Annotated in this window: 13 protein-coding genes; 5 read left to right on the plus strand and 8 right to left on the minus strand. The window is 74.2% G+C overall.

All coding sequences use genetic code 11. The features are described 5' to 3' along the window. Positions 1–20: 20 nt before the first annotated feature. Together ACZ514_RS00560 and ACZ514_RS00565 are read right to left on the minus strand one after the other, a co-directional pair. Positions 21–2,822, minus strand: a complete 2,802-nt coding sequence (locus tag ACZ514_RS00560; RefSeq protein ID WP_468172846.1) for a SpoIIE family protein phosphatase — start codon at positions 2,820–2,822, stop codon at positions 21–23. Beyond that, a complete protein-coding gene (locus ACZ514_RS00565; RefSeq protein ID WP_468698203.1) occupies positions 2,819–3,805 on the minus strand; it encodes a GlxA family transcriptional regulator in 987 nt (328 codons plus the stop codon). The genes ACZ514_RS00560 and ACZ514_RS00565 overlap by 4 nt, the downstream gene beginning before the upstream one ends. Positions 3,806–3,918: 113 nt before the next feature. Here ACZ514_RS00565 and ACZ514_RS00570 point away from each other — a divergent pair, with 113 nt between their 5' ends. Next, positions 3,919–4,521 (plus strand): cysteine hydrolase family protein, encoded by a 603-nt coding sequence (locus ACZ514_RS00570; protein WP_468172852.1) that lies wholly within the window; start codon positions 3,919–3,921, stop codon positions 4,519–4,521. Here ACZ514_RS00570 and ACZ514_RS00575 read toward each other — a convergent pair. Then, the gene (locus ACZ514_RS00575) at positions 4,509–5,657 is read right to left on the minus strand and encodes an FAD-dependent monooxygenase (protein ID WP_468172854.1); all 1,149 of its coding nucleotides are present in this window, start codon (positions 5,655–5,657) and stop codon (positions 4,509–4,511) included. The genes ACZ514_RS00570 and ACZ514_RS00575 overlap by 13 nt on opposite strands. Before the next feature lie 125 nt (positions 5,658–5,782). On the opposite strand from ACZ514_RS00575, the gene ACZ514_RS00580 reads away from it, so the two are divergent. Beyond that, a complete protein-coding gene (locus ACZ514_RS00580) occupies positions 5,783–6,694 on the plus strand; it encodes a GntR family transcriptional regulator (protein ID WP_469123722.1) in 912 nt (303 codons plus the stop codon). 139 nt (positions 6,695–6,833) lie between these two features. Here ACZ514_RS00580 and ACZ514_RS00585 read toward each other — a convergent pair whose 3' ends face one another. Next, positions 6,834–7,982, minus strand: a complete 1,149-nt coding sequence (locus ACZ514_RS00585) for a glycerate kinase (protein ID WP_468698197.1) — start codon at positions 7,980–7,982, stop codon at positions 6,834–6,836. 142 nt (positions 7,983–8,124) lie between these two features. On the opposite strand from ACZ514_RS00585, the gene ACZ514_RS00590 reads away from it, so the two are divergent. The 3 genes from ACZ514_RS00590 (at position 8,125) to ACZ514_RS00600 (ending at position 10,881) form a co-directional block, all read left to right on the plus strand. After that, complete coding sequence (locus ACZ514_RS00590; RefSeq protein WP_468172863.1) at positions 8,125–9,840, plus strand: BCCT family transporter; 1,716 nt, start codon at positions 8,125–8,127, stop codon at positions 9,838–9,840. Between the two features lie 68 nt (positions 9,841–9,908). Continuing rightward, positions 9,909–10,409, plus strand: a complete 501-nt coding sequence (locus ACZ514_RS00595) for an NUDIX domain-containing protein (protein WP_469123723.1) — start codon at positions 9,909–9,911, stop codon at positions 10,407–10,409. Positions 10,410–10,452: 43 nt separating this feature from the next. Further along, positions 10,453–10,881: a hypothetical protein gene (locus tag ACZ514_RS00600; protein ID WP_468172869.1), complete on the plus strand. Its 429-nt coding sequence runs from the start codon at positions 10,453–10,455 to the stop codon at positions 10,879–10,881. Here ACZ514_RS00600 and ACZ514_RS00605 read toward each other — a convergent pair. From ACZ514_RS00605 to ACZ514_RS00620, 4 genes are all read right to left on the minus strand, one after another. Further along, the gene (locus tag ACZ514_RS00605; RefSeq protein WP_468172872.1) at positions 10,824–11,387 is read right to left on the minus strand and encodes a methylated-DNA--[protein]-cysteine S-methyltransferase; all 564 of its coding nucleotides are present in this window, start codon (positions 11,385–11,387) and stop codon (positions 10,824–10,826) included. The genes ACZ514_RS00600 and ACZ514_RS00605 overlap by 58 nt on opposite strands. Continuing rightward, positions 11,384–12,874, minus strand: a complete 1,491-nt coding sequence (locus tag ACZ514_RS00610; protein WP_468172875.1) for an AlkA N-terminal domain-containing protein — start codon at positions 12,872–12,874, stop codon at positions 11,384–11,386. The genes ACZ514_RS00605 and ACZ514_RS00610 overlap by 4 nt, the downstream gene beginning before the upstream one ends. A gap of 168 nt (positions 12,875–13,042) precedes the next feature. Then, positions 13,043–13,903: a CDP-diacylglycerol--serine O-phosphatidyltransferase gene (gene pssA, locus ACZ514_RS00615; protein WP_185911220.1), complete on the minus strand. Its 861-nt coding sequence runs from the start codon at positions 13,901–13,903 to the stop codon at positions 13,043–13,045. Beyond that, on the minus strand, positions 13,890–14,546 hold the full coding sequence (locus ACZ514_RS00620) for a phosphatidylserine decarboxylase (RefSeq protein WP_388942687.1): 657 nt from the start codon (positions 14,544–14,546) through the stop codon (positions 13,890–13,892). Before ACZ514_RS00620 ends, pssA begins: the two co-directional genes overlap by 14 nt. Between the last annotated feature and the right edge of the window lie 79 nt (positions 14,547–14,625).

Consider the following 14,625-nt stretch of genomic DNA (forward strand, 5'->3'; position numbering starts at 1 on the left):
GGCCCGCCGGGCGGAGCTCCTCACCAGCCCAGTTCCTCCAGCGCGTCAAGGTCCATGCCCAGCGGCAGCGGGGCCTCACCGCCCGAGGACGACAGCTCCGCCCAGATGACCTTGCCGCGCTCCGTGTAGCGGGTGCCCCACCGTTCGGCGTACTGGGCCACCAGGAACAGGCCCCGGCCCCCTTCGTCGGTGGTGGCCGCGTACCGCAGGTGCGGCGAGGTGCTGCTGCCGTCGGCGACCTCGCAGATCAGGTTCCGGTCGCGCAGCAGGCGGACGCGGATCGGTTCGTTCGCGTACCGGATGGCGTTGGTGATCAGCTCGCTGAGGATCAGCTCGGCCGTGAAGGACGCCTCGTCCAGCCCCCAGTCCCGCAGCTGCGCGGCGGCCTCCCGGCGCACCCGCGAGACGGCCGCAGGATCGTCGGGCACGTCCCACTCGGCGATCCGGTCCGATTCCAGCCGCCGGGCGTCGGCCACCAGCAGCGCGATGTCGTCGCTCGGCGCCGGGAAGAGCATCGCCGCCAGCACGTCCGCGCAGGCCTGCTCGGGGCTGCGGCCGCGCCGCGACAGGGTCTCGCTCAGCAGCCTCAGCCCGCTGTCGAAGTCCCGGTCGCGGTCCTCCACCAGCCCGTCCGTGAACAGCACCAGCCGGCTCCCCTCGGGCAGCACCAGCCCCGCCGTCTCGAAGGGCATGCCGCCCACCCCGAGCGGGAGCCCGGTGGGCAGCTCGGGGAACTCCACCCGCCCGTCCGGGTGCACGAGGGCGGGCCCGGGGTGCCCGGCGCTGGCCATCGTGCACTGCCCCGACACCGGGTCGTAGACGGCGTACAGGCAGGTGGCGCCCGTGATCCCGGCGGGCGGCTCCTCCGCCCCGCCGGCGAGGCCCGCGCCCCCGGTGGCGCCCTCGGCCGGCCCGCCGTCCTCCAGCTGGTCGATCCGGTCGGTCAGCTCGTCCAGATGGCCCAGCAGCTCATCGGGCGGCATGTCCAGGGTGGAGAAGTTGTGCACGGCGGTCCGCAGCCGCCCCATGGTCGCCGCCGCGTGCACCCCGTGGCCCACCACGTCACCCACCACCAGCGCCACCCGGGCCCCCGGCAGCGGGATCACGTCGAACCAGTCCCCGCCCACCCCCGCCTTCGCCGGCAGGTACCGGAAGGCGGTGTCCACCGCGCTCAGCTCCGGCAGCACCCGCGGCAGCAGGCTCCGCTGGAGGGCCACCGCCGTCGCGTGCTCGCGGGTGAACCGGCGGGCGTTGTCGACGGAGACCGCCGCCCGCGCGCCCAGCTCCTCCGCGAAGGACAGGTCCTCCTCGTCGAAGGCCTCCGGGGTGTCCGCCGCCCGCCAGAAGTTGGCCATGCCCAGCACCACGCCCCGGGCCTGGAGCGGTACGGAGATCAGCGAGTGCAGCCCGTAGTCCAGGGCCTGCCTCGTCCCCTCCTCGTCCTGGGCCCGCCAGCCCATCGCCGCGTTCAGGTCGGCGGCCAGCACCGCGTGCCCGCCGGCCAGGGCCGCCGCCATCGGAGCGGTCGGCACCTCGAAGCGGATGACGTCACCGACCGGCTGGAGCGGCTGGTCGGTGCGCCTGCCGCTCATCGCCGCCCGGCGCATCTCCGTGTGCACCCCCGCCGCCGGCGAGGGCTCGTCCCCGCGCAGCACCGGCTCCAGCAGCTCGACGGTGACGAAGTCCGCGAAACGCGGCACGGCGACCTCCGACAGCTCCTCGGCCGTCCGCACCACGTCCAGCGTGGTGCCGATCCGCACCCCCGCCTCGTACAGCATCTGGAGCCGCTCCCGGGCCACCTCGGCGCGTCCGGACAGCGCCGCCAGCTCGGTGGTGTCGCGCAGGGTGGTGACACTGCCCGACGGCCGCCCGGCGAAGGGCTCCGTGGGCCGTACGTTGACGGCGAGCAGCCGGTCCCCCGCCAGGTGGACCTCGTCGGTGGCGACCCGCCCCGACAGCAGCAGCTCGGTGGTGCGCGGGTCCAGGCCGAGGTCGCCGACGTGCCGCCGCTCGGCGTCGGGCGGCAGGTTCAGCAGCCGCCGGGCCTCGTCGTTGGCCAGCAGCAGCCGGTGATCGGCGCCGACGATCAGCACACCCTCGCGCACGGCGTGCAGCACCGCCTCGTGGTGTTCGTTCATCCGGGCCATCTCCACGGCGCCCAGGCCGCGGGTCTGGCGCCGCAGCCGCCGGCTGACCAGGGCGGCGCCGCCGGTGCCCAGCAGCAGGGCGCCCGCCGCGGCGCCGAGGAGCAGCGGCAGCTGGCCCTCCACCGTCTCGCCGACGTTCTCCACCTCGATGCCGGTGGCGACCAGCCCCACGACGGCGCCCCGCGCGTCCCGTACGGGGACCACGGCGCGGACCGCGTCACCGGGGTCGCCCTTGAACACCTCCGTGAAGGACTCCCCGGCCGCCGCGCGGGCGAGGTCCCCCGTGGCGCGCTGCCCGATCAGCTCGGGCCGGGAGTCCGTGTAGCGGACCCCGTCGGTGGTCATGACGGCGACGAAGTCCACCCCGGAGGCGCGGCGGGCGCCCTCGGCCAGCGGCTGCAGCTCGGCGGTGGGGTCGGGGGACTTCAGGGCCGCGGGCAGGCCCGGGGCGTGGGCGAAGGCCTCGGCGGCGGCCAGCGAACGGTCGCGGGCGTTGCGCTGGCTGTCGTAGCGCGCCTGGAACACCAGGGCCAGCGCGGCCGCGGTGATCAGTACCAGCACGATGACGGCGGTGACGGAGAACACCTGGCCGGCGATGCTGTTCCGGGCCGGCCAGAGGCGCGCGGGCAGGCTCGCCGGCCGCGTCTCCCTGTGCCGGCCCGAACGTCCGCTCATGAGCCCTTTCTAACACTGTCGCCGCTCGCCCGAGCGTCGGCCGCGGCCGCACGGTACGCGCGGGGGCTCAGACCGAAGGCTGCGCCGAAGCGCTGGCGGAAGGTCACCTCGCTGGAGAACCCGGCCCGCCGGGCCACCTCGGGCACCGGATGGTCGGTGCGCTCCAGGAGTTTGCGCGCCTCGTCCAGACGGCGGCTCAGCAGCCATTTGTGGGGGGTGGTGCCGGTGGCCGCGGTGAAGTGCCGGGCGAAGGAACGCGGGGACATGCCCGCCCACCGGGCCAGTGCGGCCACGTCCAGCGGCTCGTGCAGCCGGCGCAGGGCCTGTTCCCGGACGGCGGCCAGCGCCTCGGCGGTACGGTCCGCCGCCGGGGTGGGCCGGTCGAGGTACTGGGCGTGGTCCCCGGTCCGGAAGGGGCCGGTCACCATCGAGCGGGCGATGGCGGCGGCGGCCTCCGCGCCGTGGGCCTCGCGGACCAGGTGCAGGCACAGGTCGATCCCGGAGGCCACGCCGGCGGAGGTCCACAGCCCGCCGTCCTCCACGAAGAGCGGGGCCTCCTCGACCAGCACCGCCGGGTAGCGGGCCGCGAGCTGGGGGGCCAGCCACCAGTGGGTCACCGCCCGGCGGCCGTCCAGCAGCCCGGCCTCGGCGAGGACGAACGCCCCGGCGCAGAGCGCGGCCACCGGCACCCCCCGGGCGTGCGCGGCGCGCAGGGCGGCGAGGACGGGCTCGGGCGTCGGGTCGGCCGGTTCGGCCAGCGCCGGTACGACGACCAGGTCGGCCAGGCCGAGCCAGTCCAGACCCCGGTCGGGCATCAGGGTCAGCCCGCCGGGCAGACGGATCGGCCCGTCGTCCAGGGCGCAGCGGCGCAGCTCGAAGGGGGGCACCCCGGAGCGGCTGCGGTCCGGCCCCCAGACCTCCGTGATGACGGCGAGGTCGAAGGCGCGGATCCCTGGCTGGGCGACGACGGCGACGCGCTGCATGCGCCCACTGTGCCAGAGCCGGAGCGGAGGTGACTGCCAACCTGGCAGGATCTCATCGTTTCCCGGCCCCGCCGCCCCTGGGGCGGGCGCGGCCGCGGGCCCACGATGGAGCCATGACAGAGAACGCGATCGAGATCGCAGCCGACAGTGCCCTGCTCGTCATCGACGTCCAGAAGGGCTTCGACGACACCTCCTTCTGGGGGCCGCGCGACAACCCGGCCGCCGAGGAGAACATCGCCGCCCTCATGGACGCCTGGCGGGAGACCGGCCGTCCCGTGGTGCTGGTGCGGCACGCCTCGCGGCCCGGCTCGGTGCTGGCCCCGGACCACCCGGGACACGCCTTCAAGGACTTCGTCGAGGACCGGCGCGGACAGGAGTCCCTGCTGGTCACCAAGACCGTCAACTCCGCCTTCTACGGAACCCCGGACCTGGCCGGATGGCTCACCGCGAACGGTGTCCGCCAGCTGGTCGTCACCGGGATCCAGACCAACATGTGCGTCGAGACCACGGCCCGGATGGCGGGGAACCTCGGTTACGAGGTGCTGGTCCCGCTGGACGCCACCCACACCTTCGACCTGGACGGCCCGGACGGCCTGTCCCTCACCGCCGGTGAGCTGGCCGCCGCCACCGCGGTCAACCTCCAGGGCGGCGGCTTCGCCCGCGTGGTGACCACGGCCGGGCTGCTGGAGGCCGCCGCGGCCGTTCAGACCCCGTAGTCCTGGAGGCGGACCGGGCGCGTGCGGGTCTTCTCGGGCGCGTTCGCGGCGAGCGCGTCGAGGACCTCCTGGGCGGGGGCCGGCACGAAGAACCGCTCGGCGCCCTCCCGGCCCAGCGCCTGGTGCTCGGCGACGTAGCCGCGCATGCGCTCCTCGTACGCGGCGAAGGCGGCCGCGTGGTCCCCGCCCGAGACGGCCAGCTCGCCCGCCAGGACGTACGCGCCGATCAGGGCCTGCGAGGTCCCGCGGCCGGAGGTGGGTGCCGCGCAGGCGGCGGCGTCGCCCAGCAGCACGACCCGGCCGGCGGCCCAGGTGTCCATCTCCACCTGGGCGTTGGCGTCGAAGTGGAACTCCCGCGCCGCGTCCATCTCCGCGAGCAGGCGCGGCACTTCCCAGCCCTCGCCCGCGAAGCGCTCGGCGACGATCCGCTTGTGCGCGGCCGGGTCGCGGCGGTCGTACTCCAGCCCCTCGGCGGCGAAGTGGAAGGCCGCCCGGGCCTCGGTGTTCGCGCGGGCCGTGAAGATGTTGGCGGCCTTGCCCGGGACGGAGTAGAGCCGGCCGGTGTTCTCCAGCCCCAGGTAGTTGTCCAGGCTGAAGACCGCCGTGTAGATGCCGAGGTGGCGCAGGTAGTCCTCCTCGGGCCCGAAGGCCAGGGCCCGGGTCCTCGAGTGGAGGCCGTCCGCGCCGACGACCAGGTCGAAGCGGCGGGGCGCGCCGCGCTCGAAGGTGACGAGCACGCCGTCCCCGTCCTGTTCCAGGCTCGCGACGGAGTCACCGAAGACGTACGCGACGTCCTCGCGGGTGGCCTCGTACAGCAGCCGGGTCAGATCACCCTTGAGGACCTCCAGGTCACCGGCGAACACCGCCGCCGGGAGGGTGGCGTACTGCCTGCCCGCGGCGTCGACCATGGCCGCGTCGCCCATCTGCGTGTCCAGGGCGCGGACGGCTTCCAGCAGGCCCATGCGGTCGAGGACGTCGAGGGCCTCGCCGCGGAAGTCGACCGCGTAGCCGCCGTCGCGCAGCTCCGGGGCCCTCTCGACGACGGTGGGGGTGAAGCCGTGGCGGTGCAGCCAGTGGGCGAGGGCGGGGCCCGCGACGCTGCCGCCGGAGATCAGCACGCTCTGGTTCTTCTTCATTTCCGGTTCCTCTCTCGGGGTGTTGTGTACAACGTACAGACGCAAACACCCCACTGGAACAAGGGAATCGAGCAAAGCAGCCTAGTGCGCTACGATGCCGGTGTACTAGTGCACTGGGAGGGTGGATGAGGGAAGAGGCGCCGTACGCGCGGATCGCGGCCGAGCTGAGGCGGCGGATCGCGAGCGGGGAGCTGAGGCCGGGGGACCGGGTTCCCTCGACGCGGGCGATCACCCAGCGGTGGGGGGTCGCCATGGCCACGGCCAGCAAGGCCCTGGCCGTGCTCGGCCAGGAGGGCCTGGTGCGGGCGGTGCCGGGGGTGGGCACGGTGGTCGCGGCCGCCCCCGCCGCCGGGCCCGCCGGGCGCCGCCCGGCGGACGACTCCGCGTACCGTGCCCGGATCGTCCGCACGGGGGTCGCCCTCGCGGACGCGGAGGGGCTGGCGGCCCTGACCATGCGGCGCCTCGGCGCGGAGCTCGGGGTCTCCGCGATGTCCCTGTACCGGCACGTGCGGGGCAGGGAGCAGCTGGTGGTGCTGATGGCCGACGCGGTGTTCGGCGAGGAGGCCCTGCCGGAGTCGCCGCCGCCGCACTGGCGCGCCCGGCTCGAGCTGTCGGCGGCCGTCCAGTGGCGGCTCTACGGCAGGCACCCCTGGCTGGCCGGTGCCATGAACCTGAACCGTCCGCTGCTGGTGCCCAACGGCATCCGGCACATCGACTGGGCGCTGGCCGCCCTGGAGGGACTCGGCCTGGACGAGGACACCCGGATGCACGTGGCCGTGACCCTCTTCGGCTACGTCCGGGGCCAGGCCGTGGACCTGGAGCCGGAGTCCGAGGCGGCCCGTGCCAGCGGGGTGAGCGGTCAGGACTGGATGCGGGCCCAGGAGGCCCGGCTCGCGGCCCTGGTGGACGGCGGCGCCTTCCCGGCCTTCGCCGCCGCCCGGGGGAGCTCCGCCCTGTCGCCGGAGTCCCTCTTCGCCTTCGGCCTGACGGCCCTGCTGGACGGCGTCGCCGCCCGCGTCGCGGCGGCGGCCGCCTGACGGGGGCGGGCCCGGCCCCGGCGGCCCGGCCCTGTGCGCGCGGGCGGCCCGGCGCGGCCCCGGGAGCGGAACGCCCGAGGCCCGGCACCCCTGGGCGGGGTGCCGGGCCTCGCGGGTCCGGGCGGGGCGCGGAAGGGCCTCAGAGCACGTCGGCGGCGATGTTCTCCGCGACGCGCTCGAGCAGGGGACCGGCGTTCGGGATGGACTTCGCCGGGTCGGGCTCCAGGTCCGTCAGCGGGTACGCCTTGCGGATGCCCGCGGCCTCCAGCGCCTCCTGGCCCAGCAGCAGCCGGCCGCAGACCGCCACCACCGGCTTGCCCGCGGCGCGGGCCGCGGCCGCGACCCCGGCCGGGGCCTTGCCGTGCAGGGTCTGCTCGTCGAGGGAGCCCTCGCCGGTGATGACCAGCGTGGCCCGCTCCAGCGCGGGGGCGAAACCCAGCACCTCCAGCATCAGCTCGATGCCGGGCCGGAACGTCGCGCCGAGCAGCAGGGCCCCGTAGCCGATGCCGCCCGCGCCGCCCGCACCGGGGAGGACCGCGCAGTCCGCGGCCTTGGCGCCGATCGACTTCTCCAGCACCACCGCGAAGTGCGCCAGCGCCGCGTCGAGCGTGGCCACGTCCTCGGGCGAGGCGCCCTTCTGCGGGCCGTACACCGCCGCGCAGCCCTTGGGGCCGGTCAGCGGGTTGTCCACGTCGCTGGCGAGGACGAAGTCGACCTCCGCGAAGCGGGGGTCGACACCGGAGAGGTCCGCCGAGGCGAGGGACGCCAGCGCGCCGCCGCCCGGACCGACCGGTTCGCCGTTCGCGTCCAGGAACACGGCGCCCAGCGCGGCGAGCATGCCCGCGCCGCCGTCCGTGGTGGCGCTGCCGCCCACGCCGAAGACGATGGAGCGCGCGCCCGCGTCCAGCGCGGCCTTCAGCAGCTCGCCGGAGCCGTACGTGGTCGCCGTCAGCGGGGCGAAGGCGCCCGCGGGCAGCAGCTGCAGCCCGGAGGCCTCCGCCATCTCGACCACGGCGGTGCCGTCGCGCAGGGCGAAGGCGGCCGTGACCTGCTCGCCGAGGGGTCCGGTGACCCGTACCTCCCGGCGTTCGAAACCGGCCGCGACGGCGGCCGCGACCGTACCGTCGCCGCCGTCCGCGACGGGGAGGGTCTCGACCTCCACGCCCGGGACGGCCCTGCGAAGGCCGGCCGTCACCCGCTCGGCGACCTGAACGGCCGTGAGCGAACCCTTGAATTTGTCCGCGGCGATGAGCACGCGCGCGGCCTCAGTTACTGCTCCGTCCGTCACCTTGCTATCCCTTGCTATCGAACAGTGCAGTCGCGCCACCATGAGCTTATCCGGAGGATCCTCCTATGCCCACGAGTGGCCTGGGCCACATGCGGCGCGCCATACAGCTAAATAGGGATATATGCCTGCATAGTGTGGCCGCATGAGCGCGGAATCACTGGAACAAGCAGCTCCGGACGCCCCCGCGGCGGGGCCCGGCGGCCCGGCGGACGACTCGCCCGACCTCGGCGTCGTCACCATCGGAGTGCTCGCCGTGCTCGCCGTCGTCGCCTGGGCGGCCCTCGGCAAGGACTCCTTCGACACCGCCTCCAGCGCCGCCCTCGCCTGGGTGCTGAACAACTTCGCCTGGCTGTTCGTGATCGCCGCCGACGTCTTCCTCGTCCTGTGCGTCGTCCTCGCCCTCAGCCGCTTCGGCCGGATCCGGCTCGGCGCCGACGACTCCGAACCGGAATTCGGCAACCTCGCGTGGATCGCCATGATGTTCAGCGCGGGCATGGGCATCGGCCTGATGTTCTACGGAGTGGGGGAACCGCTCACCCACTACCTGAACCCGCCGCCCGCCAGCGGCGCCGCCCCCGGCACCGGAGCCGCCGCCCGCGCCGCCCTGGACTACTCCTTCTTCCACTGGACGCTCACCCCCTGGGCCATCTACGGCATCGCCGGCCTCGCCCTCGCCTACGCCACCTTCCGCAAGGGCCGCGGCAACCGCCTCAGCTCCGCCTTCGTCCCCCTCATCGGCGAGGCCCGGGCCAACGGCCGGCCCGGCCAGGCCATCGACCTGCTCGCCGTCTTCGCCACCGTCTTCGGCACCGCGACCAGCCTCGGCCTCGGCGCCCTCCAGGTCGCCAAGGGCCTCGAGATCACCACCGGCATCCAGGACTCCACCGGCGTCGAGCTGATCATCATCACCTCGCTCTCGGCCGCCTTCGTCCTGTCCGCCTTCTCCGGCCTGCACCGGGGCGTGAAATGGCTCAGCACCCTCAACATCGTGCTCGCCGCCGCCCTGATGGTCTTCGTCTTCGTCCTCGGCCCGACCGTCTACGTCCTCGACGTCATCCCGGCCGGCGTCGGCAGCTACCTGCACGAGCTGCTGCCCATGGCCTCCCGCACCGGCGCCTTCACCGACAGCGCCTGGCTCGGCGCGTGGACGATCTTCTACTGGGCCTGGTGGCTCTCCTGGGCTCCCTTCGTCGGCACCTTCATCGCCCGCATCTCCCGCGGCCGCACCATCCGGGAGTTCCTCGTCGGGGTCCTGCTGGTCCCGAGCGGAGCCACCGTCGTCTGGTTCTGCGTCATGGGCGGCACCGCCATCCGCCTCGACTCCACCGGCGCCGCGGACCTCGCCTCCAAGGTCAAGGAGGGCGCGGAGGCCTCCCTGTTCGCCATGCTCGACGCGCTGCCGCTCGGCACCCTCACCTCGTGGGTGGCCATGGCCCTGGTCATGACGTACTTCGTCACCAGCGCCGACTCCGCCTCCCTGGTCATGGGCTCCCTCACCAGCCGGGGCTCCCTGCACCCGCCGACCTGGCTCGTCGTCACCTGGGGCGTACTGATGGCCGCCGTGGCCGCCGTACTGCTCGTCGCGGGCGGGCTGAAGTCCTTGCAGACCGCGACCATCCTGGTCGCCCTGCCCTTCGTGATCGTCATGCTGGTGCTGTGCTGGGCCCTGCTGAAGGAGCTGCGCGCGGACCCCGGCGCGGGACCGGCCCGCCACCCCGCCCTCCACGGACTGCGGGACGCCGTCAAGGTCATGGTCGGCGACGCCATCACCGAGCGGGGCCAGACCCGCCACGCCCGGCTGCGCCGCGTCGCCGAATCCCGCGGACGGGACCGGGAGCACGACGGCGACACCCCGTAGGCCGTCCGCCGGCACAGGTGCGGGCCCGCCCGGGACGACGGTCCCGCACGGCGGCTAGGGTGGCCCGCGTGACCACCACGGATGACTTCGCCGCCTACGTCGCGAGCCTGCCCCGGGTGCTGGCCGGCGCCGCCGCCCTCTACCGTGACGCCGACGGCCGCGTCCTGATCGTCGAGCCCAACTACCGTGAGGGCTGGGCCCTGCCGGGCGGAACCGTCGAGTCGGACCGGGGCGAGTCGCCCCGGACGGCCGCCCGGCGCGAGAGCGCCGAGGAGATCGGCATCGACGTCCCGCTCGGCCGGCTCCTCGCCGTCGACTGGAGCCTGGGAGCCGGCCGCCCGCCGCTGGTCGCCTACCTCTACGACGGCGGCGTGCTCGACGCCGCACAGCTCGCCTCCCTCACCCTCCAGGAGGACGAACTGCTCTCCTGGAAGCTCGTCGGACCCGACGAACTCACCCACTACCTCCTCGGACCGCTCGGCCTGCGCGCCCAAGAGGCGTACCGCGCCCTGGAGTCGGGCGAGGGCACCGTGGAACTGGAGAACGGCCGACGGCCCGTCAACCGCTGAACCCCGCACATCCGCACTCCTGCGACCAGGGCAGAATCAACAGATGATCACGATGTACGCCTGGCCGAGCACGGCCGACGGGCCCGACGCCCTTCCCATGGTCCACTTCACCACCGACGAGCAGTCGGGCGGCGAGGTCTCCGACGAGGGAATGCCGGTCTGGCTGTTCGACACCGCGATACGCGAGGGCGGCTGGTCCTCCTTCGAGGACTTCGAGGGCTGGTCCGCGCCCGCCGAGGGCTGGCAGGCCTTCTACCGCCGCGAGGACGACGTCCTCGCCGTCACCGGCCCCGGCGCCTGCGAGGGCTGGTACCAGGGCCGGCTCGGCGCCGACGACGACTGGATCAAGGCGGCCGCCGCCCAGAACGGCGTGGTCCTGCTCGCCGCCCCCGTCCAGCACCCGTCCCTCTACGCCTACGCCGTCGAAGCCGGCGCCGGCTTCGCCCTGCTCGTCCCGCTGGTGGTGATCTGAGCCAGGGGCGCCGCCCCGCTCTCGAACTCCAGCAGCCGCACCTTGCGCTCGATGCCACCGCCGTACCCGGTCATCGAGCCCGAGGCCCCGATCACCCGGTGGCAGGGGACGATGATCCCGACCGGGTTCTTGCCGTTGGCCAGGCCGACCGCGCGCGAGGCGTTCGGCTTGCCCAGCTCCGCGGCGAGCCGCCCGTACGACCACGTCTGCCCGTAGGGGATCCGTACGAGCTGCTCCCAGACGCTGCGCTGGAAGTCGGTGCCCTCCAGCCGCACCGGCACGGTGAACTCGGTCAGCTCGCCGGCGAAGTACGCGCCGAGCTGCCGCACCACCTCCGGGAACGGCTCCTCGGCGGCCGCGACCCGCTCGCCGAAGGACTCCTCGGCCGGCCGGTGCCGCTGGCCGGCCATGTAGAGCCCGCTGAGGACCCCGTCCGTGGCGACCAGGGTGAGCGGCCCGTAGGGGCTGTCCACGACGGTGTGCTGCTTGCTGCCGGTGCTGCTCACGACTGTGCTCCTCGTTCGGGCATGCGGTTGATCGGGTGGGCGTCGGTGGCCCACAGGTACTGGACGGCGTACGCGCGCCAGGGCCGCCAGTGGCCCGCGCGGGCGGTCAGGGCGGCGGGCGTGGACGGCAGCCCCAGCCCCCGGGCCGCCCGGCGGACCCCCAGATCGGCGGGGAGGAAGGCGTCCGGGTCGCCCAGCGCCCGCATCGCGATGATCTCGGTGGTCCACGGCCCGAAGCCGGGCAGCGCGGACAGCCGGGCGCGGGCCGCCTCCCAGTCGCTGTCGATCCCGAGCGGCAGCGAGCCGTCGGCCAGGGCGGCGACCAGGGTGGTGAGGGTGGTGCGGCGGCTGCGCGGCATCGACAGGGACTCCGGGTCGATGGCGGCCAGCGCGGCGGGGGAGGGGAACAGGTGGGTCAGCCCGCCGTGCGGGTCCTCGACGGGCTCCCCGTACGCGGTCACCAGCCGGGCCGCGTGCGTACGCGCGGCCGCGGTGGACACCTGCTGCCCGAGGACCGCCCGTACGGCGAACTCCGCCGCGTCGACGGTACGGGGAACCCGGCGCCCGGGGCCCTGGTCCACGAGCGGGGCCAGCAGCGGATCCGTGCGGAGCTGACCGTCGACGGCCTCCGGGTCGGCGTCCAGGTCCAGCATCCACCGGCAGCGGCTGATGGCGATGGTCAGGTCCCGCAGGTCGGTCAGCGCGAGCCGGCAGCCGATGTGGTCGGGGCCGGGCGACAGCGCGACCACCCCGGAGCCGTACGGGAGCCGCAGCGTCCGCCGGTAGGCCCCGTCACGCCACTCCTCGACCCCCGGGACGGCGGTCGCGGCGAGGTGCCCGAAGAGGTTGTCGGGGTTGAGCGGGGCCCGGTAGGGCAGCCGCAGGCTGATCGTCCCGGGGACCCGCGGCTCCCGCCGCCCCGCCCGCGCGGCGCGCAGCCGCAGTTCGCCGGGGGTCAGCGCGAAGACCTCCCGCACGGTCTCGTTGAAGTTCCGGATCGAGGAGAAGCCGGCCGCGAACGCGACGTCGCCCATCGGCAGCTCGGAGGTCTCGATGAGCAGCCGGGCGGTCTGGGCGCGCTGCGCCCGCGCCAGGGCCAGCGGCCCGGCCCCGAGCTCGGCGTTGAGCTGCCGTTCCACCTGCCGGGTCGAGTACCCGAGCCGCACGGCCAGGCCCGGTACCCCTTCGCGGTCGACCACGCCGTCCCGGATCAGGCGCATGGCGCGGGCGACGGCGTCGGCGCGCGCGTTCCACTCGGGGGATCCCGGGCTGGTGTCGGGGCGGCACCGCTTGCACGCCCGGTACCCGGCCTGCTGGCAGGCGGCGGCGCTGGGCAGGAAGCTCATGTTCTCGACCTTGGGCGGCACGGCCGGGCAGCTGGGCCGGCAGTAGATGCCGGTCGTCCGGACCGCGGTGAAGAACCACCCGTCGAACCGGGCGTCCTTCGACTGCACGGCCCTGACGCAGCGGTCGGTGTCGGTGTACATGGCTCCAGCATCCCGGCCGGCCCCGGCCGGGGCTGGCGGTTTTCCGACATCAAGACTAGCGCCGGCCATGGCGGCGCCAGGGCTCACGAGCGGCCCGGGCGGCCGCGGACGCGGGAAGGCCCCGGGTCCCTGGGACCCGGGGCCTTCCCGTACGGCCGAGCGGCGGCGTTACGGCAGCTGCGCCGCGCGCGCCTCGCGCCGGTTGTGGCGGAACGTGTTCGCGCGACGGGTCGTCGCGAACAGCGGGATGGTCGCCGCCAGGGCGATCTGGAGGGCGCAGCCCGTCTGGAGGAGCAGCTGGCCGCCCGGGGCGTCGAACGCCCAGGCCGCCAGGAGGCCCATCGCCCCGACGATCCAGCTCAGCATCGCCGCCGCGAGGACACCCCGCGGCTTGGGGTACTCGACCCGGCTCACCATCAGCCACGCCACCCCGATGATCGCCAGCAGCGTCGGGACGAACGGGAGCTCCAGCAGCACGATGGAGACCACCGTCAGCGCGCCGAAGGGGCTCGGCATGCCCTGGAACATGCCGTCCTTCATCGTCACGCAGCTGAATCTCGCGAGCCTGAGGACGACCGCCAGCAGGACCACGATCGCCGCGAGCGCCGACATCTTCTGGTGCGCGTCGTCGGCGACCATGCCGTAGACCAGCACGAAGTACGCGGGCGCCAGCCCGAAGCTGATCAGGTCGGAGAGGTTGTCCAGCTCCGCCCCCATCGGCGAGCTGCGCAGCTTGCGGGCGACGATGCCGTCGAAGAGGTCGAAGACCGCCGCGAGCAGCATCAGTATCACCGCGGTCGCCGCGCTGTGCCGGGCCATGCCCGACTCGCCGCTGCCGGTGAGGTGCGGGATGAGGATTCCGGTGGTGGTGAAGTACACCGCCATGAATCCGCACGTGGCGTTACCGAGGGTGAGGGTGTCCGCTATCGACAGCCGCAGCGAGAGCGGCATGTCGTCCTCGGCGGACTCCTCCTCCGCGGACTCGGGCACCCAGCCGGTGGCAGGAGTCTCGGGGTCAGTCACGGTCAATTCGGGTCACCCCCGCGGTGGTGGCCTGACCGACCTCGACCGCGACCTCGACGCCCTCCGGGAGGTAGATGTCGACGCGGGAGCCGAAGCGGATCAGACCGATGCGTTCGCCCTGCTCCACCTTGGTTCCGGCCGGCAGGTACGGGACGATGCGGCGCGCGACGGCGCCGGCGATCTGCACCATCTCGATGTCGCCGAGCTCGGTGTCGAAGTGCCAGACGACGCGCTCGTTGTTCTCGCTCTCCTTGTTGAACGCCGGGACGAACCCGCCGGGGATGTGCTCCACGGACGTCACCGTGCCCGCCAGGGGCGCGCGGTTGACGTGGACGTTCAGCGGGCTCATGAAGATCGCGACGCGGGTGCGCCCGTCCTTCCACGGCATGATGCTCTGCACCACACCGTCGGCGGGCGAGATGACACGGCCCTGGGCGATCTCGCGCTCGGGGTCGCGGAAGAACCACAGCATGCCGGCCGCGAGAGCGGTGACGGGCACGGCCGCCGCGGCCCAGCGTCCGGACTTGCGGGCCCGGGTGAGGCTGAGCGCCGCGGTGGCGACGGTCGGCAGAAGCCACGGCGATGCTCCGCGCGCGAGGCGTACGCCGGTAAGGCTGTCGCGGTGTGCAGAGGTTTGGCTGTGGGGCATGGATGACCTTCGTAGCGGGTGATTGCCGCGCCGCAAACGGGGGGACGGGACGGCGGCTTTACTGGAATGCTATCGGTTG

This window comes from Streptomyces sp. NPDC034086 (assembly GCF_055575515.1).

Coding starts and splice junctions, on each gene's coding strand:
- ACZ514_RS00560 (WP_468172846.1), bottom strand. CDS start 2,822: ATGAGCGGACGTTCGGGCCGGCACAGGGAGACGCGGCCGGCGAGCCTG.
- ACZ514_RS00565 (WP_468698203.1), bottom strand. CDS start 3,805: ATGCAGCGCGTCGCCGTCGTCGCCCAGCCAGGGATCCGCGCCTTCGAC.
- ACZ514_RS00570 (WP_468172852.1), top strand. CDS start 3,919: ATGACAGAGAACGCGATCGAGATCGCAGCCGACAGTGCCCTGCTCGTC.
- ACZ514_RS00575 (WP_468172854.1), bottom strand. CDS start 5,657: ATGAAGAAGAACCAGAGCGTGCTGATCTCCGGCGGCAGCGTCGCGGGC.
- ACZ514_RS00580 (WP_469123722.1), top strand. CDS start 5,783: ATGAGGGAAGAGGCGCCGTACGCGCGGATCGCGGCCGAGCTGAGGCGG.
- ACZ514_RS00590 (WP_468172863.1), top strand. CDS start 8,125: ATGAGCGCGGAATCACTGGAACAAGCAGCTCCGGACGCCCCCGCGGCG.
- ACZ514_RS00600 (WP_468172869.1), top strand. CDS start 10,453: ATGATCACGATGTACGCCTGGCCGAGCACGGCCGACGGGCCCGACGCC.
- ACZ514_RS00610 (WP_468172875.1), bottom strand. CDS start 12,874: ATGTACACCGACACCGACCGCTGCGTCAGGGCCGTGCAGTCGAAGGAC.
- ACZ514_RS00620 (WP_388942687.1), bottom strand. CDS start 14,546: ATGCCCCACAGCCAAACCTCTGCACACCGCGACAGCCTTACCGGCGTA.